The sequence below is a fragment of the Isoptericola hypogeus genome (genome assembly GCF_039531145.1).
GTDB lineage: Bacteria > Actinomycetota > Actinomycetes > Actinomycetales > Cellulomonadaceae > Isoptericola > Isoptericola hypogeus.
This window is the reverse complement of sequence record NZ_BAAAPM010000005.1, coordinates 327,272-350,277: the sequence shown is the minus strand read 5'-3', so window position 1 is coordinate 350,277 and position 23,006 is coordinate 327,272. Positions and strand designations below refer to the sequence as shown.

Below are 23,006 nucleotides of genomic sequence, written 5' to 3'. Positions count from 1 at the left end.
CCCGCCCCGGTCAGAGGAGGACGTGCCGGTCGGCACGCCCGTAACAGGTGACCTCGCCGCCCGCGAGCAGCGAGGCGTCGGTGACCGTCCACGTGTGCCGGCCCCCGCCGGAGCGCACCTGGACGAAGTTGAAGCGGTCGGCGGAGTAGACCCGCGCCCCGGCGGCCACGACGCCGCGCAGGAACGCGGTGTCCTCCCCCGTCGAGGTGTCGGCGAACCGCACCGCCGCGGCCGTGTCCCGGCGCGCGACGATCGTCGGGCCCATCACGAAGTCCGTGAACCGGTGCTCCCGGTCGGCGAACCGCAGCAGCGTCACGTCGTGGCCCTCGAGATACATGTAGTGCGCCTGCTTGCCCACGACGTCGGCACCGCTGTAGTCGAGCGCGTACAGCTGGTCCGACAGGTACTGGGGCCCGTACAGGTCGTCGTCGTCGAGCTTCGCGACGACGTCGCCGTCCGCCGCGTCCACCAGCCGGTTGAGGCACCCGCCCAGCGGCACGTCCGCGTCGGCGCGCAGCAGCACGAGCTCCTCGACGCCCGCCTCCTTGGCGCGCACCCGAAGGTCCGCCTCGTCGTCGACGTCGAACCCATGGGTGAGCAGCGCGAGCTGCACCGCGAGACCCTCCTGACCGCCGACCGTGCGCAGCACGTCGTCGAGCCGGTGCGGGCGGCGGGTCGAGACCAGGGCGGTGACGCGGGGACGCGGCACCTCGGCCGACGACGCCAGACCGACGTCGTGCAGCACCCGCTGCGCCCGCGCGCCGTACGTGTGCTCGCGCCAGATCCGCCGCTGCCCGAGGTGCACGGCGCGGTCGCGCAGCGCCGGCGAGCGGACCAACGCCCGCAGGGTGTCCGTCGCCTCGGCGCGCGTGGCCACGGCGAACACCTCGTCGCCGCCGAAGAACTCGCCGGTCGCGGCGCTGGGCGCCGTCACGACCGGCGTGCCGCACGCCGTGATCTCGAAGATCCGCCGCGCGCACATGCTCGGCGAGTCGACCACCGAGTTCACGTTGAGGAACGCCTTGTAGTCGCGGTACGCGGTGAGCATCTGCGCGTAGTCGAGCGAGCCGACGACGTACGCCGCGTACGGCTCCGGAAACTCGTAGCGGTCGCCCTGCCCGCGGAACCGGGAGAAGATCTCCAGCCCCGCCGCCATCCACGGCGAGGCGTCGACGGCGCCCCCGAGCAGCATGTGGGCCTGCTCGCGCCGCTCCGGGTACCGGTGCGCGAACCACGTCCCCGCGAACGCGACGTCACGCCCCGGACCCCCGCCGTGCGTGCGCACCGGGTTGTGGATCGCCGGCTGGGCGCCGAACGGCAGCACACCGACCCGGTCGTGACCCAGCAACGTCCGGTACGCGTCGAGCCGGCCGACGTCGGTCGTGCGGACGTGGTCGAACAGCGCCGCGGTCGCGACGAAGTCCTCGAAGTGGACCGGGTCCTCCTTGTTCCAGAAGACCGTGGGGATGCCGCGCTCGCGGCACGCCGCGACCAGCTCGACCAGCGCCGGGCGCGGGGCGGACGGGCCCGTGAGGTGGTACCGCCACGCCCCGCCGTTCCCGTGCCACGCCGACTCGACGAACAACAGGTCCAGCCCGTCGAGCTGCTCGCGCCACGACGACGGCTCGAGCAGCACCTGCTCCCACTCGTAGCCGAACGCCAGCCGGGAGAAGTCGTCGAGGATCACACCGACGCGGACCGTGCGGGCCGGCGGGCGCTCCGGCAGGACCCAGCGATCGAAGGTGAGGCCGCGCCGCGTCATCCGGCCCGCGCCGCGGGGCTGGTCGCCCAGCACGCGCCGGCGGCGCAGGAACGTCCGCAGCTGGGGGACGCCGCCGTGGCGCAGGTGCCACAGCGCCTTGCGGGCGGTCGCGGTCGACCACGCCGGTGCCCGCCCACGCTCGTGGGTCCTGGGTCGTCGGAACACAGTGACGACTAGATCACGATTCGGCCATGATCACCTGGAGAATCATCACCAAGCGGACAAACAGACCCGGACTTGACCCGCTCCGGCCGGCCGACGCCCCGGCTGCCGTCATCTGCCCCGCCACGACGGGGACACTCTCCACCCGGTGTCAGATCCCCAGGGCCTGCTGGATGGGCTCGAGCGTGAAGTACACGACGAACATCACGGCGGCGCCCCACATGAGCGGGTGGATCTGCCGCGCCTTGCCGAGCGCGAGCTTGATGATGACGAAGGCGATGAAGCCGGCTCCGATGCCGTCGGCGATGGAGTACGTGAACGGCATGAGGACGATCGTCAGGAACGCGGGGATCGCGATCTCCACGTTGCGCCAGGAGATGCCGGCGACCTGCGCCATCATCAGGTAGCCCACGAACACCAGCGCCGGCGCGGCGGCCTCGTACGGCACGAGCGCGACGATCGGCGACAGGAAGATCGCGAGGACGAACGCGATGCCCGTCACGACCGACGCGAGGCCGGTACGTGCGCCCGCGCCCACGCCGGTCGTCGACTCGACGTAGGCGGTGTTCGACGACACGCTGCCCATGCCACCGGCCACGGCGGCGACGGAGTCGACGGCGAGGATCGCGCGGGTCCGGGGCGGGTTGCCCCCGGCGTCGAGGAGCTTGCCCTCGGCCCCGACCGCGACCATGGTGCCCATGGTGTCGAAGAAGTCCGCGATGAGGAGGGAGAAGACCAGGAGGGCGACCGTGACGACCGTGAGGTTCTCGAACGACCCGAGCAGGGAGAACTGGCCGAGCAGGCCGAGGTCCGGCACGTCGACGACACCCTCGAACGTGGGCGCGTTGAGGTTGAAGCCGTTCGGGTTGCCGCCGGCCTTGGTGCCGATGTGCAGCGTGTTCTCCAGCACGACGGCGAGCGCCGTGGCGGTGACGATCGCGACGAGCATCGCGCCGCGCACCTTACGCACGAACAGCACGATCGTCAGGACCAGACCCACGACGAACACGAGGATCGGCCACGTGCCGAGGTAGCCGAGCGCGATGGGGGTGCCGTTGCCGGGGACCACGAAGCCGGCGTTGACGAAGCCGACGAGCGCGATGAACAGGCCGATGCCGACGCTGATCGCCGTCTTGAGCTCCACCGGCACGGCCTTGAACACGGCCTCGCGGAATCCGGTGAAGACCAGGATGAGGATGATGATGCCCTCGATGACGACGATGCCCATCGCGTCGGCCCAGGTCATCCCCGGGAGGCTCGCGATCGAGAAGGCGACGACGGCGTTGAGCCCGAGGCCGGCTGCGAGCGCCAGGGGGTAGTTCGCGAAGACGCCCATCGCGATGGTGAGGAGGCCCGCGACGAGCGCCGTCGCGGACGCGATCATGCCCAGCGTCTCCGGCGTCGCCTCGAGCCCGCCGCCGAGCACCTGCCCGGTGCCGTCGGGCACCGTGCCGATGATCAGCGGGTTCAGCACGATGATGTAGCTCATCGCGAAGAAGGTGACCAGGCCGCCGCGGATCTCGGACCCGACGGTCGAGCCTCGCTCGGTGATCTTGAAGAAGCGGTCGATCGCGCTCAGGTCGCCCGACGGCGGCGCGGTGGTCTGGTTCGCCATGAGCAGAATCATGGCAGACGCTGTGAAGGAAGCCTGCACGAATCGGTCGGTCGAGCCGGTCGAGACCGTGTGATCTCGACCCGGCCCGACCGGGACGGCTTCAGTACGCGCCGCGCGCGGAGAAGACGGCCTTGGCGGTGCGGGCGAGGATCAGCAGGTCCCCGAAGAGCGTCCAGTTCTCGGCGTAGAAGACGTCGAGCCGCACGGTCTCCTCCCACGACAGGGAGGATCGCCCGCCCACCTGCCAGAGCCCGGTGATGCCGGGCTTCACCCGGAGGCGACGACGCATCCGCGTCTCGTACCGCGACACCTCGGCGAGCAGCGGCGGCCGCGGTCCCACCAGGGACATCTGCCCGACGAGCACGTTGAAGAGCTGCGGCAGCTCGTCGATCGAGTAGCGGCGCAGGACCTTGCCGAGGGGGGTGACGCGCGGGTCGTCGCGCAGCTTGAACAGCACGCCGGCACCGTCGCTCCCCCCGGTGAGCAGCGTCAGCTCGCGGTCGGCGCCCACCCGCATCGAGCGGAACTTCAGCATCGGGAAGGTCCGCCCGTCGCGACCCACCCGGTCCTGCCGGTACAGCACCGGCCCCCGGCTCGTGAGCTTGACGGCGAGGGCCACGGCGATCATCACGGGGAGGAGCGCCAGGGTGATGAGGGCGGCGCCGAGCCAGTCCACGACGGACTTCAGCACGTACCGGGGCCCGGAGAACCGCGGGGCGTCCACGTGCAGCAGCGACACCGACTGCTCGGGCGTCACGGTGATGCGCGGCCCCGCGACGTCGGCGAGCTCGGCGGTGAGCATGAGGTCGACGCCGACGGGCTCCAGCTCCCACCCGAGGCGCCGCACGACGTCGGCCGTGATGGCGTCCGACCCGCTCACCGCGACGCAGTCCGCGCCCACCTCGGCGGCCATCGTGCCGGCCGTGCGCAGGTCGCCCAGCACCGGCACGCCGAGGATCTCCTCGCCCGGCAGCACGTCGTCGGAGGCCGGCACGCACGCGCCCACCACCCGGTAGCCGGAGGGACGGTCGTTGAGCTCGCGGATCAGTCGCTCCACCTGGTCGCTCAGCCCGACGGCGAGCACGAGGGTCACGCAGCCGCCGGCCTGCCGCTGTCGGTGCAGCCAGCTGCGGCTCGCCCACCGGCCCCCGAGCAGGGCCAGGACGCCGGTCGGCACCGCGACCAGCAGGAACATGCGCGCGCCCGGCCAGGAGACCAGCAGCGCCAGCAGCGCGAGCGGGGTGACGAGCTTCCACGACGCCTCGAGGACGCGCTGGTACTCGGCAGGCCCGGAGGCGAAGACCCGCACGTCGTAGGCACGGGCGAGCGCGAGGCTGCACGTCCACGCCCCGACCAGTACCAGGGCGAGGATCAGCTGGTCGCCGAGCACCCACGGCGTGACGCTCTCGTTCGTCACCACGCCCCGGAACAGGGCCGCGAGCACGGCGGTGGCGACGACCACCCCGAGGTCCGTCCGCACGAGCCGGCGGCGGTACACGGCCTGCCAGGGCTCGCTCCGGAACTCCTCGCGCACCTCGCGCAGCTGAGCCGCGCGGACGGCGGCGCGGCGTGAGCGCGGGGCTTGGACGGTGTCCGGGACGGTGATCACGGCGGCCTCCTTCCTGCGGCTGGACGCTCACCACAGTAGGAGCGGGAGGCCGCCACCGAGGACCGTTCGCGGGGCCTTTCACCCCCGCTTTCACCCGCGCTTCACCCGCGGGTGAAAGTACCCTTCACCTGCAGTTTCACCCGCTCGTCAGTCTTGACGAAACGGTCGGACCCGCACTCGCCCCGGCCGGCCGGGACGAGCCGCCGAGGCAGCCCGGCGGCCGCCCGCGGACCGTAGACTTCCCGCGTGCCCTCGATCACCAGCATGCTGCTGCACCCGGAGCGCCGCCGTCCCGGTCCCCCGCCCCTGCGGGTGGACCTGCGCCGCGTGCTGCTCGCCGGGATCGCGGCCTGGGCGACGGCGCTGGCGGTGACGGTCGTGCTGCTCGCCCTGGGGCGCGCGACGCCGGAGGTCGTCGTCACGTGCTCCGTCGGCATCCTGCTCGGCGGGCTCGGGCTGCTGTGGGAACGCCGGAACCGGCGCGCCTACCGCGGCGAGGACTGACCCGGACGGTGGTTGAGCCTGTCGAAACCACTGCGAGGGTTTCGACAGGCTCAACCCGCGAGCGTCAGCCCCAGGCGGTGGTGACCCACAGCTCGGTGGCGCGGTCGGGCGCCGCGAGCACGGTCGCGAGCAGAGCGGCGCGGTCCGGACGGCCGAGGACGTCGGCGAGCGCCGCCGCGAGCCCGGCCCGATCGGTCGCGTGCGCGCGGCCCTCGGCGTCCACCCACCACGGCACGGGGGCGCCCGCGACGGACAGCCGCTCGTGGCAGATCCAGGTCCCGGGCAGGCGCGGGTCGAGCGCGGCGACGCGCGGGTCGAGCTCACGCTCGGCGCCGAGACCGTCCGGCGCGGGCAGCCCGTCCTCGCCCACGACGGGCAGGTCGAGCAGGTCGGCGACCGCGTCGACCTCCCCCGCGGGTACGGGCAGCACCGGGCCGAGCACCGCCCAGCGCGCCGTGCCCGCCACCTCGACGTCGTCGGCCCGCCGCACCACCACGTCGCTTGCGTCGAGCGCGGGCAGCCGGTCGGGCAGCGGGTCGAGCGCGGCGGCCCGGGCCGCGGGCGTGAGGCGCACGGCGAGGCCCGCCAGGCCGCGCCACACGCCGAGCGCGACCGGAAGCTCGAGCGGCGTGCCGGCGTCCGGCAGCCGGTCGAGCGCCGCCGGCCAGTCGGCCGCGGCGAGCTCGCCGAGCCCGCCGACGGCGCCGAGGGCGCGCTGCATCTCGTCGTCCAGCCCGGCCAGGGCCGGCGGGACGGGCGGCAGCAGGGGGACGTCGGTGCGCCGGGCGAACGGCGCCCGCAGCCGGCGACGCAGCCACCACGCGGTGTACGACGGCGCGCCCGCGACCGGCGTGACGAGCGCGCGCCGCGCGGCCGGGTCGGCGGCGACCCGGGCGAGCACGTCGGCCCAACGGTCGGGGACGTCGTCCGCCGCGGCCCCCGGGCCACCGACGCCGTCGCCCTCCTCCTGGGCGCCGACGGCGTCCAGGTCGGCGACGGCGAGCACCTCGCCCACGTCCACGCCCGGCCCCAGACGCCCGGACAGGAACCGCAGGTAGTCGGCCCACCCGGCGAGCCAGCCCGCGGGCTCGTCGGGGCCGTGCTCCGGGTCCGGGTCGTCCACGTCGGGCGTGAGCACGTCGGGCACCCGGTACACGTCGACGTCCGCGTGCGTGCCGACGGCGCGCAGCAGCTCGGCGCCGTGCCGGGCCGTCGCGGCACGGGTCACGGGCGCCAGACCGTCGAGTGCCCCGGACGCCCAGGAGCCCGGCACCGTCGTCTCGCGCGCGGGCGCGAGCTCGCCGTCGGCCGTGGGCAGCGGCAGCTCGCCGAGCCAGAACGGGAAGCCCTCCGGCCCGGCCGGCAGCGCGAGGCGCGCCAGGGCCAGGGCCGTCTCGACGACCTCGTGCGGGCGGGCGTCGACGGGCCCGACCAGCGTCGTGGGCGCCGGCCAGTCGGCCACCGGCGGCACCTCGGCGGCGCCGTCGAGCAGGGCCTCCGAGGCGGCGAGGGCCAGCGCCCGCACGCCGTCGTCGTCGAGCAGGGCTCGAGCGTCCGTGGGCGTGGCCCCCGCCCGCACCAGCAGGGGGTGCGCCGCGTCGGGGTGCACGACGCGCACCCCGAGGGTCCGCGCGATGGCGACGAGCGCGGGGTCGTCGTCGTCCTCGGGCAGCACGACGGTGCCGCGCACGCCGGACGCCGTCCGCCCGTCGACGAGCGGCACGCGCGCGCCGGCGAGCGCCTCCAGGACGCCCGGGTCGGACGCGTGCGGCTCGAGCGCCTCGCACAGCGCGTGCCATCGCGCGGGCGGCAGGCCCGCGGGCAGGTCGGCGACGACGTCCGCGACCGTCACGGCGGCCGCGCCGAGCCTGCGCGCGACTCCCTGGTGCCGCGGCCCGAGCGCGACGAGCCCCGGCACCACCCCGGCCAGAGCCGCGACCAGCCGGTCGTCGTCCCCGGCCGGCCCCGCGAGCACCGTCGCGTCCCCCGGGGCGACGAGGGACCCGCCGGCGCCGTCCTGAGCCTGCCGAAGGGCGCCGTCCTGAGCCTGCCGAAGGGCCGGGTCTCCACCGGACGTCGGGTCCGCACCGGACGTCGAGTCCGCCGGGGCCGGCAGCAGCCGCGTCGCGCGCAGCGCGTCCGTGGCCGCGTCCCGGATCGCGGCGTCGAGCTCGCCCGCCGGCAGGTCGGCGGGCACGAGGTCGAGGACGTCGGCCCCGCGCTCGACGGCGAGATCGGCGAGCAGGTCGGCGAACGCCCCGCCGGCCTCGGCGGCGAGGAGCTCGGTGACCGGTCCGGGCAGCACCTGCCGGCGACCCGGGTCCACGGGGAACGACGCGACCAGCAGCCCCGGCAGCGAGAGAGGTACGTCGGTGGGCGTGGGGGCGTGCAGCACGCCCGCCGCCCGGTCGGCCGGCGCACCGGTCGGTCGCGCGCCGCGCCGGGGCAGCGCCCACGCGACGGACCACGCGGTGCGACGCTGCTCGCGCGGCAGGTCCGCGACGTCCTCGGGCCGGGCGACGCCGGTCCGCCGGCGCACGACCCACCGCTCGTCGACCCCCCGCACCTCCACGCTGTGAGCATGGTTTTGGCCCACCTCGGCGCCCGAAACAGGGCCCAATTCATGCTCACAGCGCTGGACGGTGACCGACGCGAGGGCGGGCAGGGCGAGGAGCAGCGCGTCGTCGACGGCGGCGAGCTGGTCGCGCACGGCCTCCACGGCGTCGTCGCGCAGCGCCAGCTCGACGACGGTCGCGGCGCCGTCGAGCTCCGCCTGCTCGGCGTCGTCGAGCCCGGGGGCTGCGAACGGCAACCGCAGCACCGGCAGGTCGTCGCCCCGCTCGGCCACCGCGCGCCGGAGGCGGGACTGCGCCTCGCCACCGGCGGCCGTGGCCTCGTCCAGCAGCGCCCGCGTCCCAGTGAGCGAGAACCGCACGCCCCCGGTGACGGAGCGCACCGCCACGTCGTCCGCGACGGACCGGGTGGCCGCGAAGCCGACGCCGAACCGGCCGACCGGTCCGTCGTGGGTCGCCCGCCCGGGTTCCGCCGACTTGGCCGACGCGCGCAGCGAGGCGAGGGAGGAGACGCCGTCGGCGTCGAGCGGCGCCCCCGTGTTCGCCGCCACCAGCCGCCACCCGCTGTGAGCATGATTCTGGCCCACTTCGGAGCCCGAGAGTGGGCCAGAATCATGCTCACAGCGCTCGAGGCGCAGCAGCAGGTGGCCGGGTTCACCCGCGCGGGCAGCGGCGTCGGCCGCGTTCTGCGCGAGCTCGACGACGACCCGGTCGCGGTAGTAGCCCCGGGCGTGGTCCTCCTCGGCGTTCGCGTCCTCCCGGAAGCGGGTGCCGGACGCGAGCCACGCCGCCACGACGGCGTCGCGCAGCCCGGCGGTGCCGAACGGGTCGGCGGTCTCGACCCCGCGACCCGCTCGGGACTGCGCCGGCTCGACCGGCGGCTCAGTGGTCTCGGCGGGCTCGACCACCGCCGGCCTCACTGCTCGTCGTCGGCGGGATCGACTCGCTCGATGCTCACCTCGTCGATGAGCGGGGCGTCGGCGGGCCAGTCGCTCGGCGGCTGCTCGACGTCCGTCTCCGAGTGCGCCCCGCAGCCGTGGTCGAGCGAGACGACCTTGCCGTCGTCGGGCGACCACTCGTTGGCGCACACCGCGAAGAGCTGGCCCAGCGGACCGGCCAGCGGCACGAGGAAGCCGCAGGTCCCGCACTCCGACTTGGACGCCACGGCCCCGCGAGCCGTCGGCCCGCGCGACCCGCGGTACCAGCGCTCGGCGGCCTCGTCACGACCCTGCGGCGAGAGCACGCGCTCCCGGGCGAGCGCCAGCTCGTCGATCGCGACGGAGTCGAGCTCGTCGTCGCCGGACGGCGTCCAGCCGGGCTCCAGGCGCGGGTCGTCGGCGCGGAACGGCAGCGTGTCGCCCGGGCCGACGTCGCCCGGTCGCAGGCGCTCGGACCAGGGCAGCCACGCGGGAGCGAGCAGCGCGTCGTCGCCGGGCAGCAGCTCGACCTCGGACACCGTCGCGACGCGCCCGCGCGGCACGCGGGCGACCGTGACGGTCCAGTGCCAGCCGTGGTAGCCCTTCATCGCCGCCGCGAACCGGTGCGACATGAGGCGTTCGCCGTCGGCGACCGCGCCCAGGTGCTCCCCGACGTCGGACGGTGACGACGCCACCTCCTGCGCGGCGGCGCGTGCCAGGTCGGCAGCACCCAGCAGCACGGCGTCCTTGCGTGCGCGGGCGCTGACCCGGGTCGTGCGCGCGGGCGCGGGAGCGGCAGCAGTCACCATGTTCCTTCTCGGGTCTCGGTCTCTCGGAGTTCTCGTCAGCTGTCGAGGTCGTCGGCGACGGCGCGCAGCAACGTCGCGACGCGCTTGCCCGTCGCCCCATCAGGGTACTTGCCGCGCTTGAGCTGGTCGCCGACGTTGTCGAGCACCTTGATGAGGTCCTCGACGATGGTCGCCATCTCGGACGGCGCCTTGCGCTTCGCCTTCGTGACCGACGGCGACGGATCGAGCACCTTGACCGCGAGGGCCGAAGGGCCGCGCCGACCGTCGGCGACGCCGTAGTCCACGCGCGTGCCCGGCTTGGGGCTCGCGGCGTCCGCGGGCAATGCGGAGGCGTGCAGGAACACCTCGCCGCCGTCGTCGCCGGCGATGAAGCCGAAGCCGCGGTCGGCGTCGTACCACTTGACCTTGCCGCTGGGCACCTGGAACCTCTTCGTGCTCGTCGTTGTCGTGCTCGTCGTCGTGCTCGTCGTCGTGGGCCGGCCGCGCGGACGTGCGCCCTGCGGGACCGGAAGGTCCCAGATTACCGGCCGACGGAGGGCGCCGTCGCCTCCGCCCGCCCGCGCCCTGCCGATCGGTGGATGCCGAGGTCGGCGGCGAGGCGTCCCGCGACGGCGTCGAACCACCGCCCGGTGTCCGTCACCGACCCCACGAGGTGCCCGAAGAGCTCGAACGACACGGTGCCGAACAGTGCGGTCCACGCCATGAGCGTGCGCACCACGGCCTCGGTGGGCGCGTCGTGGGCCAGCCCGCGCGCCGCGGCGAACTCTCGGGCTCCGGCGACCAGCGCGGCGTCGCCCTCGGCCCGCGCGTCCCCGGCGTCCCCGTCGGCCGGCGCGGGCACGGGCCGCGACCCACGCGCGTCCGCCTCCACGACCACGGCGATCAGGACCCGCACGACGCGCGTCGCCGGGTCCACGGTGCGCCGCGGGGCCGCGTAGCCGGGCACCGGCGTGCCGTACAGGAGGGCGAACTCGCCGGGATGGGCCACGGCCCAGTCTCGCAGCGCGCGGCAGGCGGCGAGCCAGCGCGCGGGCAGGTCGTCGCGGGGGGCGTCGGCCTCCGCGCGCTCGACGGCGGCGCCGAGCTCGTCGTAGCACTCCACGATCAGCGCGGTGAGCAGGGCGTCGCGGCTGGCGTAGTACCGGTAGACGGCGGAGGAGACCATGCCGACGTCCCGCGCGACGGCGCGCAGCGAGAGCGCGGCGGGGCCGTCGGTGGCCAGGCGGGCGCGGGCCGCGGCGAGGATCTCGCGCGTGATCGCCTCGCGCGCGAGCGCGCGGGCGGTGCGTGGGGTGCCGACCGGGGCGTCGTGAGGGTCGCTCATCGCCCCAGCCTGCCATTGCGAGATCACCGCCCACAAATGCGAGCACTGCTCTTGCCTGGGGCGCACCGGCGTGACATGCTCGAACGGACAGAGAGCACCGCTCTCGGATTGGAGCACCCGTCATGACCGACCGTCAGCTCGTCGTCGGCGCCGGCCCGGTCGGCCGCCACGTCGCCGCCCTCCTCGCCGCCCGCGGCGCGCACGTCACCGTCGTCACCCGCTCCGGGCGCGACACCGGCGTGGCCGGCGTCCGCCACCTCGCGCTGGACGCCTCCGACGCCGACGCCCTCTCGGCCGCCGCCGAGGGCGCGGACGTCCTCTACAACTGCGCCAACCCGGGGAGCTACCCGCAGTGGGAGCGGGTATGGCCACCGCTCGCGGCCGCGCTCCAGACAGCGGCCGAGCGCTCGGGCGCCGTCTACGCCCTCACCGGGAACCTCTACCCCTACGGCCCCGTCGACGGCCCCATGACCGAGGACCTGCCCGACGCCGCGACCGACCACAAGGGCCGGCTGCGCGCCCGGATGTGGGCCGACGCCAGGACCGCGTTCTCCGCCGGGCGCCTCGCGGGCGCCGTCGAGGTGCGCAGCTCCGACTTCGTCGGGCCGGGCGTGGGCGGCAACGGGCACGTCTCGCGGGTCGTGCCCGCGGCACTGGCCGGGAAGCGGGTCACGATGATCGGCCGCACCGACCGGCCGCACACGTTCACCGACGTCGGCGACGCCGCGCGCACGCTCGTCGCCGCCGCCGAGGACGCGGGCGCCCACGGCCGCACCTGGCACACCCCGAGCAACGCGCCCGTCAGCCAGGTGCAGGCGCTCACCGACGTCCTCGCGTCGGCCGGGCGCCCGCCCGTGCGCGTCGGGTCGCTCCGCGGGGCCGCGCTGGCCGGCGTGGCGCTGGTCTCGCCGATGATGCGCGAGCTGCGCGAGCTCGCCTACCAGTGGGAGCGCCCGTACGTCATGGACTCGACCGCGGCGCAGGAGCGCTTCGGCATCGCACCCACGCCGTGGGCGGAGGTATGCCGGCGCACCGCGCAGGGCTGAGCGACGCCCCCACGAGGGCGTGCCGGACGGGCGGCGGGGAGACGGCGCGTAGCATCGATCAGATGGTCAGCACGTCGCCAGGGAGCACGGCCGCGGTCGACGTCGCGGACGGCCTCGGCGACCCGGCTCCGCGCACGTTCACCGAGGCGATCCGCACGCGGGACGACGCCGCGCTCGTCGCGCTGCTGCGCGCCCGGCCGGATCTCGCCACCCCGTCGCCGTCGACGCTGCGGTCGCTCGCCGCGCGCGCGTCGAGCCGCACGAGCCTCGAGCGCGCCGTCGCGCACGCCGACGCCCGCACGCTGCAGGTGCTCGAGGCCGTGGCCGTGCTCGCCGAGGCCGGCCCCGTGACCGCCCCCCGCGTCGCGGCGGCGATCGGCGCCCTCGACGCCGCGGGACCGGCGACCGAGAGTGCCGCGGGGGGCGCGACAAGGGACGGCGCGGCAGGGGTCGGCGCGACGCGCGGCGCGGCGGCCGCCGTCGGACGGGCTCTCGACGACGCCCTCACCGCGGGCCTGCTGTGGGACGCGGGCGACCCGTCCGGCCCGGACCTGCGCGTCAGCCCCGGGCTCGCCGACGTCCTCGGGCCCTACCCCGCCGGCCTCGGGCCGGCACGGCACGCGCCCCGCGATCCCTCTGAACCGCCGACCGGCACCGGGACGACCGACGCAGAAGGACGCAGCCCGCGTGCCGCGCAGCTCGACGACCTGCCGCGCGGCGGGCGCGAGATCCTCGACGCACTGGCGTGGGGGCCTCCGGTCGGCGTCGTGCCGCCGGTGGGCACGGCCGCGCGGGCCGCGGTCGACGCGCTCGCCGACGCCGGCCTGCTGCAGCGCACGGACGCGCGGCACGTCGTGCTGCCGCGCGACGTCGGCCTGGCGCTGCGCGGCGGCCGCACGCACCGGTCGCCCCAGCTCGCTCCCCCGGCCCCGGACGGCCGCGCGGTCCGGCCCGAGATCTCCGACGCCGAGTCCGCGAGCGCCGCGCTCGACCTCGTGCGGTACGTCGACCTGCTCGTCGCCGCCTGGGAGGACGCGCCGCCGTCCGTGCTCCGCAGCGGCGGCGTCGGCGTGCGCGACCTGCGCCGCACCGCGCAGGCGCTCGGCTGCGACGAGCGGGTGGCGGCGATCGTCGTCGAGCTGGCGGCCTCGGCCGGCGTGCTGGCGGACGACGGCGACGCCCCGCCGTCCTATCGGCCCACGACCGCCGCCGACGACTGGGACGACCTGGACGACGCAGGCCGGTGGGCCCTGCTCGCCGCGGCGTGGGCGACGTCGCGCCGCACCCCGTGGCTGGTCGGCTCCCGGGACGAGAAGGGCACGGTCCGGGCGGCGCTGTCGCCCGACCTGCACCGGGCGTGGGTGCCCCGCCTGCGGCGCCACGTGCTCGGGGTGCTCGCCGCGCAGCCCGGCACCGCGCTCGACCCGGACGCGGTGATGACGGTGCTGCGCTGGCACAGCCCGCGCACCGTGCCGCCCGAGCAGGCGGTCGCGGGGCTGCTGACCGAGGCCGCGCTGCTCGGCGTCACCGGCGCGGGCGCGCTCTCCGGGCCCGGGCGGGCGCTGCAGACGCACCTGTCGGGCACCCTGCCCACCGGGGCGAACCCCGCGCCTGACACGTTGGCGGAGGCGATGCGCGCGGCGCTCCCGTCCGAGGTGGACGAGCTGCTGCTGCAGGGCGACCTCACCGGCATCGTGCCGGGACGACCGTCCCAGGCGCTGGCGCGGCTGCTCGAGCGGGCGGCCGACGTCGAGTCGCGCGGGGCGGCGACGACGGTCCGCTTCTCCGCGGCGTCGGTCACGCGCGCGCTGGACCACGGCACGACCGCGGACGAGCTGGTCGCCGACCTGGCGCGCCGGTCACGGGTGCCGGTGCCGCAGCCCCTGGAGTACCTGGTGCGCGACACCGCACGCCGGCACGAGGCGGTGCGCGTCGGGAACGCCGGGTCGTACGTGCGGGCGGCGGACCCCACGACGCTCGCGGGCCTCGACCAGGACCCGCGCCTCGCCCACCTCGGGCTGGTGCGCCTCGCGCCGACCGTGCTGGCCGCGGCCGTCCCGGCCGCCGAGCTGCACGACGCGCTGCGCGCCCGCGGGCTGCTGTCGGCGCTGGAGGGGCCCGACGGGCGCGTGCTCAGCGCCCGGCTGCGGCGTCCGCCACGCCTGGACCGGGCCGCCCCGTCGCGGCGCGGGGCGGCGGCGCGCGTGGCGGCGTCGGGCGCCGTGCCGAACGGCTCGACGGAGGAGGCGCACGCCATGCTGGTCGCCCGTCTGCGCGCCGCGGACCGCGGCGAGGCGACCGCCGTCGACCGGCTCGCGGCCCGCGGTGCGCAGACGGCCGCCGACGTGCCGCCGTCGCCCGGCCCGGCGAGCGCGCCCGTCCACCCGCGCCACGGCACGCCGGGGGCCGGCACCCAGCCCGGCGACGCGATGGCGGTGCTGCACGACGCGCTGCGCGACGGCCGGCGGGTGTGGGTCGAGATGGTCGGGCCGCTGGGGGCGATGGAGCGTCGCGAGCTCAAGCCGCTGCGGCTCGACGGCGGAAGGCTGCGCGCGCTCGACCCCGTCCGCGAGGCCGAGCTCACCGTCGCCGTCCACCGCATCGCCGCCGTCGAGCCCTCCGACAGCTGAGGGACTGCCACGACCACCGGCCTCCGGCCTACGATGTACATACGTAGCAACGAGTCGGCGCCACGGAGGCTTGCCATGACGACGATGAGCGCACGCGACTTCAACCACCACGCCTCGGCGGCCAAGCGCGCGGCCGATCGCGGACCGGTCGTCATCACCGAGCGAGGGCGAGCGTCCCACGTCCTCCTCAGCATCGAGGAGTACCGGCGGCTCACCGCCGACCTCCCCAGCCTGGCACGTCGCCTCTCGATGGGTGCGGGCGCGCCCGACGCGGACGACGTCGACTTCGAGCCTGGTCGGGTCGAGCCGCGGATCGAGGCCGCCGACCTGTGACCTACCTCCTGGACACCAACGTCATCTCAGAGCTGCGCAAGAGCCCGTCCCGACGAGAACCCGCGGTCTTCGCCTGGGCCGATGCTCAGCCCGACGAGACCCTGCACACCTCCGCGATCTGCCTGTTGGAGCTCGAGATGGGGGTGCTCCGCAAGGAGCGCACCTTCGCCGCGCAAGGTGCCAGGCTGCGGCACTGGCTGGAGTCCGTCGTCGTGCCGGGGTTCGGGGAGCGGGTGCTGCCCTTCGACGCCGCGGCCGCACGGCGCGCCGCCATGATGCACGTCCCGGACCACCGGAGCGACCGCGACTGCCTGATCGCCGCGACAGCCGCGGCGCACGACCTGGTGGTGGTCACGCAGAACGTCGCGGACATGGAGCCGACCGGCGTCGCCGTGCTGAACCCCTGGCTGCGGCCGGAGGGGTGACCGTTCGGGCCCCGCGGAACACGCGGCCCGGGCCCGGTGTTGGCATGCTGGATGCCCACGGGCGTCCGCCCCCACGCCCGGCACACCGAAAGGAACCGCATGCCCGACGGCCCGCTCATCGTGCAGAGCGACAAGTCCCTCCTGCTGGAGGTGGACCACCCGCGCGGCGACGACGCGCGCCGCGCCATCGCGCCGTTCGCGGAGCTGGAGCGCGCACCCGAGCACGTGCACACCTACCGGCTCACGAGCCTGGGGCTGTGGAACGCGCGCGCGGCGGGGCACGACGCGGAGCAGGTCGTCAACACCCTCATCGAGTACTCCCGGTACCCGGTACCGCACGCGCTGCTGATCGACGTGGCCGAGACGATGGGCCGCTACGGGCGCCTCACCCTCGCCACCCACCCGACGCACGGGCTCGTGCTGCAGGCCACGGACCGCGCCGTGCTGGCCGAGGTGCTCAAGTCGAAGCGCACGGCCGGCCTGGTGGGCGAGCGCGTCGACGACGAGACGGTCGTCGTGCACCCGTCCGAGCGCGGCCACCTCAAGCAGGTGCTGGTCAAGCTCGGCTGGCCGGCGGAGGACCTCGCCGGGTACGTCGACGGCGAGAAGCACGCCATCGAGCTGGCCTCCCCCACGCACCCCCGCACGCCCACCGAGCAGCCGAAGACCTGGGAGATGCGCCCGTACCAGGCACAGGCCGTCGACGGTTTCTGGCACGGCGGCTCGGGCGTCGTCGTGCTGCCCTGCGGCGCCGGCAAGACGATCGTCGGCGCCGCCGCGATGGCGAAGAGCGGCACGACCACGCTCATCCTCGTCACCAACACGGTCAGCGCCCGGCAGTGGCGCGACGAGCTGGTGCGCCGCACGTCGCTCACCGAGGACGAGATCGGCGAGTACTCGGGCTCCCGCAAGGAGGTCAAGCCCGTCACCATCGCGACCTACCAGGTGCTCACGACCAAGCGGAAGGGCGTGTACAGCCACCTCGAACTGCTCGACGCCCGCGACTGGGGCCTCATCGTCTACGACGAGGTGCACCTGCTGCCGGCCCCGATCTTCCGGATGACGGCGGACCTGCAGGCGCGCCGCCGCCTCGGCCTCACCGCCACGCTGGTGCGGGAGGACGGGCGCGAGGACGAGGTGTTCTCCCTCATCGGCCCGAAGCGCTACGACGCGCCGTGGAAGGACATCGAGGCCCAGGGCTACATCGCCCCCGCGGACTGCGTCGAGGTGCGCCTCACCCTGCCGGAGCACGAGCGGATGACGTACGCCACCGCCGAGCCGGAGGACAAGTACCGCCTGGCCGCGTGCGCGCCGGGCAAGAACCGCGTCGTGGAGCAGATCGTCTCGTCCCACCCCGACGACCAGGTGCTCGTCATCGGGCAGTACCTGGACCAGCTGCAGGAGCTCAGCGAGCACTTGGACGCCCCGCTCATCACCGGCGCGACGACGGTCCGCGAGCGCCAGCGGCTGTTCGAGGCGTTCCGGTCCGGGGAGATCTCCCGGCTGGTGGTGTCCAAGGTCGCGAACTTCTCCATCGACCTGCCGGAGGCGTCGGTGGCGGTCCAGGTGTCCGGCTCCTTCGGTTCGCGGCAGGAGGAAGCACAGCGGCTGGGGCGGGTCATGCGGCCGAAGGCGGACGGCCGGACGGCGCACTTCTACGCCGTCGTCGCCCGCGACACGGTCGACCAGGACTTCGCCGCCCACCGGCAGCGGTTCCTCGCGGAGCAGGGGTACGCCTACCGCATCGTCGACGCGGAGGAGCTGGACGCCTCCGGCACGGACCTCGCGCTGTAGACCCGGTGACCGGGGTGCGGGCATCGCGGCTTCGACGGACGGTGGCCGCATGACCCGATTCGGCTACACCCTCATGACCGAGCAGTCCGGGCCACGGGAGCTGGTGCGGTACGCGTCGGACGCGGAGCGCGCCGGCTTCGACTTCGAGGTCTGCAGCGACCACTTCTTCCCGTGGCTGGCCGCCCAGGGCCACTCCCCGTACGCGTGGAGCGTCCTGGGCGCCGTCGCGCAGGCGACCGAGCGCGTGGGCCTCATGACGTACGTGACCTGCCCGACCGTGCGCTACCACCCGGCCGTCGTCGCGCAGAAGGCCGCGACCCTGGGCCTGCTCTCCGACGGGCGCTTCACGCTGGGGCTGGAGGCGGGCGAGAACCTCAACGAGCACGTCGTGGGCGAGCGCTGGCCCGCCGTCGACGAACGTCACGAGATGCTCGCCGAGGCCCTCGAGATCGTCGACGCGCTGTTCTCCGGCGACCTCGTGAGCTACCGCGGCAACCACTTCCAGGTGGACTCCGCCCGGCTGTGGGACCTGCCGGACAGCCCGGTCGAGATCGGCGTCGCCGTGTCGGGGCCGCAGTCGGTCGAGCATTTCGCCCCGCTCGCCGACCACCTGATCGCGACCGAGCCGAAGCAGGAGCTGGTGGAACGCTGGGACGCGACCCGCGCGGATGCCGCGACCGGGCCGTCGCGCAAGATCGGCCAGCTGCCGATCTCCTGGGACCCCGACCGCGACGCCGCGGTCGCCCGCGCGCACGAGCAGTTCCGCTGGTTCGGGCTGGGCTGGCCGGTCAACGCCAACCTGCCGACGACGGAGTCCTTCGAGCGCGCGAGCGGGTTCGTCCGGCCCGACGACGTGGCCGCCTCGATCCCGTGCGGCCCGGACCTGGACGCCGTCGTCGAGGCCGCGTCGGCGTTCTGGGAGGCCGGGTTCACGGACCTGTCCGTGGTGCAGATCGGTGACGAGCGCCAGCAGCAGTTCCTCGACGAGGGCGCGGGGCCGCTGCTGGCCAGGCTCCGCGAAGCGGCACCGGCCGACGCCGCCTGACCTCGGCCGACGTCGGGGTGCGGCGGCGTTCCGCCGCGCCGGAGGACGATGGCGCCGCTAGGTTCGCTCCATGACCACGCCGTCCGACGACGCCCGGGCCCCGGCGGCCGCGGCCGACACGGGCGCGGTGCCCGACGCACGGCCCCTCCAGCACGACTCCGTGCGCCCGCCGCGCTGGGTGCCGCGCGCGCTCGTCATGGCGGCGGCCGCGGTGTTCGCGGCGCTCGCCGTCGGTTACGCGCTGGGCCAGCTGCGCGGGCTGATCGTCAACCTCGTCATCGCGTTCTTCCTGGCGCTCGCGCTGGAGCCGATCGTCGTGTGGCTGGTGCGGCGCGGCTGGCGCCGCGGGATCGCGGCGTTCACCGCGCTCATCGGGTCCCTCGTCGTGGTGATCGTCGTGATGGCGCTGTTCGGGAACCTGTTCGTGCAGCAGCTGATCCAGCTCGTGAACGCGCTGCCCGACCTGTACCTCGAGCTGCGCGCGTGGGTCGAGACCACCTGGGGCGCGACCCTGCCCGAGTCGGACGAGCTGCTGCGGCAGGCCGTCGACCAGTTCGGCACCGACGTCGCGACCGGCACGATCCTGATCGGCACGACGATCATCGGGGTGATCTTCGCCGCGCTGACGATCATGCTGGTCACGTACTACCTGCTGGCCGCCGGGCCGCAGTTCCGGGTGGCGGTGTGCCGCTGGCTCACGCCGAACCGGCAGACCGAGGTGCTGCGCCTGTGGGAGATCACGCAGGTGAAGGTCTCGGACTTCATCAACTCGCGCATCGTGCTCGCGGCCCTGTCGGCCGTATTCACCTTCGTGTTCCTGCTGATCATGGACACGCCGTACGCGCTGCCGCTGTCCGTGTTCACGGGCGTGGTCTCCCAGTTCGTGCCCACGATCGGCACCTACCTCGCCGGGGCGCTGCCCGTCGCCGTCGCGCTCACGTCGCAGGGGCTGCCGCAGGCGCTGGCGGTGCTGGCGTTCATCATCGCGTACCAGCAGCTGGAGAACCTCGTGTTCTCCCCGAAGGTCTCCGCGCGCGCGCTGGAGATGAACCCGGCGGTGAGCTTCGTCGCCGTGCTCGCCTTCGGCGCCGTGTTCGGCCCGCTCGGCGCGTTCCTGGCGCTGCCGATCGCCGCCACCATCCAGGCCGTGGGCAACACCTACCTCCTGCGCTACGAGCTGGTGGAGTCGCACCTCCTGCACGACCCGGAGCGCGGCGCCGACCGGCCCGACGACCCGTCCGACGACGCGTCCGACAACCCGCCCGACGACACGCACGGGGGAGGCTCACGACGTCGGCGGGCGAACCGGCGCGCCGCCCGCGAGGCGGCGCGGACGGTCGACGAGCGCCGCGAGCAGGCCGGCGGGTAGGCGGTCCGACGACCGCGGCGCCGGCGCCCGCGCGCCGCGGGCCGTCTGCCCTGGTCCCGGGGCGTGCGCCCGGCGGAGCAGGGGTGTGACCGACCCGCGCCCGGGCGCGATTGCGTCGGGGACTCCCCCGCGACACGATCAGGGCGTGATCGCGCCCGACCCGACCGTGCCGCGTCGCACGGCCGCACCCGTCCTCGCCGCTCTGCTCCTCCTCGTCGCGCTGCTGGTGGCTCCGTTCACCGCGCCCGCGCCGGCCCACGCCGTCCCGCCGCTGACGGCCCTGGACAGCGAGATCACCGACCCGGCGGGGGTGCTCGGCGACGACGCCCCCGAGGTCCAGGAGGCCCTGGACCGGCTCGCCGAGGAGACGCCGTACCAGCTCTTCGTCGTCTACGTGGACTCGTTCGACGGCATCGCCGGGCGCGACTGGGCCAACGAGACGGCCAACAACGCGTCGCTGGGCACGGACGACCTCCTGCTCGCCGTCGCGACCGAGGACCGGGTCTACGGGCTGTCCGTGGACACGAACGTGGGGCTGAGCGACGACCAGCTCGACGCCGTGGAGACGGCGACCGAGGACGCGCTGCGTGCCGACGACTGGGCGGGCGCCACGGTCGCGGCGGTCGACGCGGTGCTGGACGCGGGCGGGTCGTCCGGGGGCGGGCTGCCGTGGGGCGTGCTCGTCGCGGTCCTGGTGCTGGGCCTGGTCGTGGTGGGCGGCTGGGTCTGGTTCCGGTCGCGCCGGCGCGCCGCCGCGTCCGCCGCGCCCACCTCGGTCGGGCGGCACGGCACGCCGGTCCCGGACGAGGACGCGCTGGCCGCGCTCGACACCGACGAGCTGGAGCGTCGTGCGGGCACCGCGCTGGTCGACGTCGACGACGCGCTGCGCACCAGCGAGCAGGAGCTCGGCTTCGCGGAGGCGGAGTTCGGCGTCGAGGCGACGCGGGAGTTCGCCGCCGCGCTGGAGGCGGCCCGGGCCGACGTCGCCACCGCGTTCCGGCGCCGCCAGGAGCTCGACGACGGCGAGCCCGAGGACGAGCCGCAGCGCCGCGAGCTCCTGCTCGCCGTCCTGGCCCGCTGCGAGCGCGCGGCCGCGGCCCTCGACGCCCAGACCGACGCCTTCGACGACCTGCGGGACCTGCACACCCGGGCCCCGGAGCTGCTGGAGACCACGGCGCTGCGCGCCGACGAGATCGGCGAGCGGGTCGACGTCGCGCGGCAGACGCTGGCCGGGCTGGCCAGCACCTACCCCGCGTCCGCGCTCGCGTCGGTGCGCGAGAACCCCGACCAGGCGGCGGCGCTGGTCGTGCACGCCCGGGAGGCCCTCGACTCGGGCCGGGAGGCTCTGACCGGACGCACCCGCACGACGACGGTCGGCCTCCTGCGCGCCGCGCAGAACGCCCTGGGCCAGGCGACCACCCTGCTCGACGCCGTGGACTCGGCGGGGGCGGGCCTCGCGACCGCGGGCGCCGACCTCGACAAGGGCGTCGCGTCGATCGGCCAGGACGTCGCCGACGCCGACCGGCTCGCGCCCGGCGACGCGACGGTGGCCTCGGCCGTCGCCGAGGCGCGCGCCGCGATCGACCAGGCCCGTGACGCGCGCTCGGGCGGCGACCCGCTCGCCGCGCTGCGCCGCGTCGCCGCCGCCGAGACGGACCTCGACGCCGCCCTCGCGCCCGCGCGGCAGCAGGCCGAGAACGCCGTGCGCGCGGGCGCCCTGCTGCGCGACGTGCTCCGGCGGGTCGACGCGCAGGTGCGGGCCACCCAGGACTACGTCGCGACCCGGCGCGGCGCGGTCGGGACGCAGGCCCGCACGCGCCTGGCGGAGGCCGCGCGGCTCGCGGACGACGCCCGGCGGCTGCAGCCGCAGGACCCGGTGGGGGCGCTCGACGCCGCCCGCCGCGCCGAGTCGCACGCCCAGGAGGCGGCGCGGCTGGCCCGCGAGGACACCGCGGGGTTCGGGATGCGCCAGGGCGGCTCCGGCTCCGACGCGGCCGGCATGGTGCTGGGCGGGATCCTGCTGGACACCGTCCTGCGCGGCCCCGGACGCGGCGCCCGCCGCGGCGGGTTCGGCGGCGGCTTCGGAGGCGGCTTCGGCGGCGGCGTCGGCGGCGGGTCCGGGGGCGGCTTCGGCGGCGGCGGGTTCGGGGGCGGCTTCGGCGGCGGCGGGTTCGGGGGCGGACGCGCCGGGCGCGGGGGCGGCGGTTCCCGCGGGAACCGCGGGGGGCGTGGCGGACGTTCCCGTGGTGGACGATTCTGACGAGCTCTCGGACGACGACAGACCCACGGATCCGGACGACGCGCCGGACCAGGCGGAAGGAAGCAGCACCATGACGCAGAAGCAGAGCATCCTCGGTCGCATCAGCCAGCTCGCGAAGGCGAACATCAACGCGCTCATCGACCGCGCCGAGGACCCGCAGAAGATGATCGACCAGCTCGTGCGCGACTTCACGAACAACATCGCCGAGGCCGAGCAGGCGATCGCCCAGACGATCGGCAACCTCCGGCTCGCGGAGCAGGACTACGACGAGGACCTCAACGCCGTGCGCGAGTGGGGCTCCAAGGCGCTGGCCGCGTCGCGCAAGGCCGACGAGTACCGGTCCGGCGGCAACCCCCTCGAGGCGGACAAGTTCGACAAGCTCGCGAAGGTGGCGCTCCGCAAGCAGCTCGACGCCGAGTCCGAGGTCACGCAGGCGCAGCCGATGATCGAGCAGCAGCGGGTGACCGTCGACAAGCTCAAGACGGGCCTCGCCGCGATGAAGGACAAGCTCGGCGAGCTCAAGTCGCGGCGCGACCAGCTCGTCGCCCGGCAGAAGGCGGCCCAGGCGCAGCAGACCGTGCAGGGCGCGATCAGCTCGATCAACGTGCTCGACCCCACGAGCGAGCTGGGCCGGTTCGAGGAGACCGTGCGCCGCGAGGAGGCCATGGCGATGGGCCAGGCCGAGATCGCCGCGTCGTCGCTCGACGCGCAGTTCGCCGAGCTGGAGATGTCCGACAAGGAGATCGAGCTCGAGGCCCGGCTCGCGGCGCTGAAGTCCGGCGCCCCCGCCCCGCAGATCAGCCCGGTCGCCGAGCAGCCCTGACCCCGA

The 23,006-nt window shown here is 75.3% G+C and carries 17 protein-coding genes; 10 read left to right on the top strand and 7 right to left on the bottom strand.

All coding sequences use genetic code 11. The features are described from left to right. Positions 1-10: 10 nt before the first annotated feature. From ABD254_RS14270 to ABD254_RS14260, 3 genes are all read right to left on the bottom strand, one after another. Entirely contained in the window at positions 11-1,927 is a 1,917-nt protein-coding gene (locus tag ABD254_RS14270; RefSeq protein WP_344249084.1) for a glycosyltransferase family protein, read from the bottom strand. A 148-nt stretch (positions 1,928-2,075) separates the two neighbouring features. Further along, a complete protein-coding gene (locus ABD254_RS14265; protein ID WP_344249083.1) occupies positions 2,076-3,539 on the bottom strand; it encodes an NCS2 family permease in 1,464 nt (487 codons plus the stop codon). A 100-nt stretch (positions 3,540-3,639) separates the two neighbouring features. Further along, complete coding sequence (locus ABD254_RS14260; protein WP_344249082.1) at positions 3,640-5,148, bottom strand: sugar transferase; 1,509 nt, start codon at positions 5,146-5,148, stop codon at positions 3,640-3,642. 246 nt (positions 5,149-5,394) lie between these two features. On the opposite strand from ABD254_RS14260, the gene ABD254_RS14255 reads away from it, so the two are divergent. Beyond that, positions 5,395-5,652 (top strand): DUF2530 domain-containing protein, encoded by a 258-nt coding sequence (locus ABD254_RS14255; protein ID WP_344249081.1) that lies wholly within the window; start codon positions 5,395-5,397, stop codon positions 5,650-5,652. A gap of 64 nt (positions 5,653-5,716) precedes the next feature. Here ABD254_RS14255 and ABD254_RS14250 read toward each other — a convergent pair whose 3' ends face one another. The 4 genes from ABD254_RS14250 to ABD254_RS14235 all read right to left on the bottom strand — a co-directional run bounded on the left by ABD254_RS14250 (position 5,717) and on the right by ABD254_RS14235 (position 11,275). Then, positions 5,717-9,133 (bottom strand): sacsin N-terminal ATP-binding-like domain-containing protein, encoded by a 3,417-nt coding sequence (locus ABD254_RS14250; RefSeq protein WP_344249080.1) that lies wholly within the window; start codon positions 9,131-9,133, stop codon positions 5,717-5,719. 8 nt (positions 9,134-9,141) lie between these two features. Then, positions 9,142-9,951 (bottom strand): DUF3027 domain-containing protein, encoded by an 810-nt coding sequence (locus ABD254_RS14245; RefSeq protein ID WP_344249079.1) that lies wholly within the window; start codon positions 9,949-9,951, stop codon positions 9,142-9,144. 35 nt (positions 9,952-9,986) lie between these two features. Further along, positions 9,987-10,370: a cold-shock protein gene (locus tag ABD254_RS14240; protein WP_344249078.1), complete on the bottom strand. Its 384-nt coding sequence runs from the start codon at positions 10,368-10,370 to the stop codon at positions 9,987-9,989. A 101-nt stretch (positions 10,371-10,471) separates the two neighbouring features. Beyond that, a complete protein-coding gene (locus ABD254_RS14235) occupies positions 10,472-11,275 on the bottom strand; it encodes a TetR/AcrR family transcriptional regulator (protein ID WP_344249077.1) in 804 nt (267 codons plus the stop codon). A gap of 122 nt (positions 11,276-11,397) precedes the next feature. Between ABD254_RS14235 and ABD254_RS14230 the strand changes: the two genes are divergently transcribed. The 9 genes from ABD254_RS14230 (at position 11,398) to ABD254_RS14190 (ending at position 23,000) form a co-directional block, all read left to right on the top strand. Next, positions 11,398-12,321 carry an NAD-dependent epimerase/dehydratase family protein gene (locus ABD254_RS14230; RefSeq protein WP_344249076.1) on the top strand — a complete coding sequence of 308 codons (924 nt, stop codon included), beginning with the start codon at positions 11,398-11,400 and terminating at the stop codon, positions 12,319-12,321. A gap of 62 nt (positions 12,322-12,383) precedes the next feature. After that, positions 12,384-14,951, top strand: a complete 2,568-nt coding sequence (locus ABD254_RS14225) for a helicase-associated domain-containing protein (protein ID WP_344249075.1) — start codon at positions 12,384-12,386, stop codon at positions 14,949-14,951. Between the two features lie 75 nt (positions 14,952-15,026). After that, positions 15,027-15,284: a type II toxin-antitoxin system Phd/YefM family antitoxin gene (locus tag ABD254_RS14220; RefSeq protein ID WP_344249074.1), complete on the top strand. Its 258-nt coding sequence runs from the start codon at positions 15,027-15,029 to the stop codon at positions 15,282-15,284. Next, positions 15,281-15,709 carry a type II toxin-antitoxin system VapC family toxin gene (locus ABD254_RS14215; protein ID WP_344249073.1) on the top strand — a complete coding sequence of 143 codons (429 nt, stop codon included), beginning with the start codon at positions 15,281-15,283 and terminating at the stop codon, positions 15,707-15,709. The genes ABD254_RS14220 and ABD254_RS14215 overlap by 4 nt, the downstream gene beginning before the upstream one ends. A 99-nt stretch (positions 15,710-15,808) precedes the next feature. Then, entirely contained in the window at positions 15,809-17,503 is a 1,695-nt protein-coding gene (locus tag ABD254_RS14210; protein WP_344249072.1) for a DNA repair helicase XPB, read from the top strand. 49 nt (positions 17,504-17,552) lie between these two features. Beyond that, entirely contained in the window at positions 17,553-18,548 is a 996-nt protein-coding gene (locus tag ABD254_RS14205; RefSeq protein ID WP_344249071.1) for a TIGR03557 family F420-dependent LLM class oxidoreductase, read from the top strand. A 70-nt stretch (positions 18,549-18,618) separates the two neighbouring features. Continuing rightward, positions 18,619-19,917 carry an AI-2E family transporter gene (locus tag ABD254_RS14200; RefSeq protein ID WP_344249070.1) on the top strand — a complete coding sequence of 433 codons (1,299 nt, stop codon included), beginning with the start codon at positions 18,619-18,621 and terminating at the stop codon, positions 19,915-19,917. A gap of 145 nt (positions 19,918-20,062) precedes the next feature. Next, complete coding sequence (locus tag ABD254_RS14195) at positions 20,063-22,177, top strand: TPM domain-containing protein (protein WP_344249069.1); 2,115 nt, start codon at positions 20,063-20,065, stop codon at positions 22,175-22,177. 70 nt (positions 22,178-22,247) lie between these two features. Next, complete coding sequence (locus ABD254_RS14190) at positions 22,248-23,000, top strand: PspA/IM30 family protein (protein ID WP_344249068.1); 753 nt, start codon at positions 22,248-22,250, stop codon at positions 22,998-23,000. The last annotated feature ends 6 nt before the right edge of the window (positions 23,001-23,006 follow it).

Excerpts from the sequence above, each read along its gene's own strand:
- ABD254_RS14265 (WP_344249083.1), bottom strand. The coding sequence starts at position 3,539 with ATGGCGAACCAGACCACCGCGCCGCCGTCGGGCGACCTGAGCGCGATC.
- ABD254_RS14245 (WP_344249079.1), bottom strand. The coding sequence starts at position 9,951 with ATGGTGACTGCTGCCGCTCCCGCGCCCGCGCGCACGACCCGGGTCAGC.
- ABD254_RS14235 (WP_344249077.1), bottom strand. The coding sequence starts at position 11,275 with ATGAGCGACCCTCACGACGCCCCGGTCGGCACCCCACGCACCGCCCGC.
- ABD254_RS14230 (WP_344249076.1), top strand. The coding sequence starts at position 11,398 with ATGACCGACCGTCAGCTCGTCGTCGGCGCCGGCCCGGTCGGCCGCCAC.
- ABD254_RS14225 (WP_344249075.1), top strand. The coding sequence starts at position 12,384 with ATGGTCAGCACGTCGCCAGGGAGCACGGCCGCGGTCGACGTCGCGGAC.
- ABD254_RS14220 (WP_344249074.1), top strand. The coding sequence starts at position 15,027 with ATGACGACGATGAGCGCACGCGACTTCAACCACCACGCCTCGGCGGCC.
- ABD254_RS14210 (WP_344249072.1), top strand. The coding sequence starts at position 15,809 with ATGCCCGACGGCCCGCTCATCGTGCAGAGCGACAAGTCCCTCCTGCTG.
- ABD254_RS14205 (WP_344249071.1), top strand. The coding sequence starts at position 17,553 with ATGACCCGATTCGGCTACACCCTCATGACCGAGCAGTCCGGGCCACGG.
- ABD254_RS14200 (WP_344249070.1), top strand. The coding sequence starts at position 18,619 with ATGACCACGCCGTCCGACGACGCCCGGGCCCCGGCGGCCGCGGCCGAC.
- ABD254_RS14190 (WP_344249068.1), top strand. The coding sequence starts at position 22,248 with ATGACGCAGAAGCAGAGCATCCTCGGTCGCATCAGCCAGCTCGCGAAG.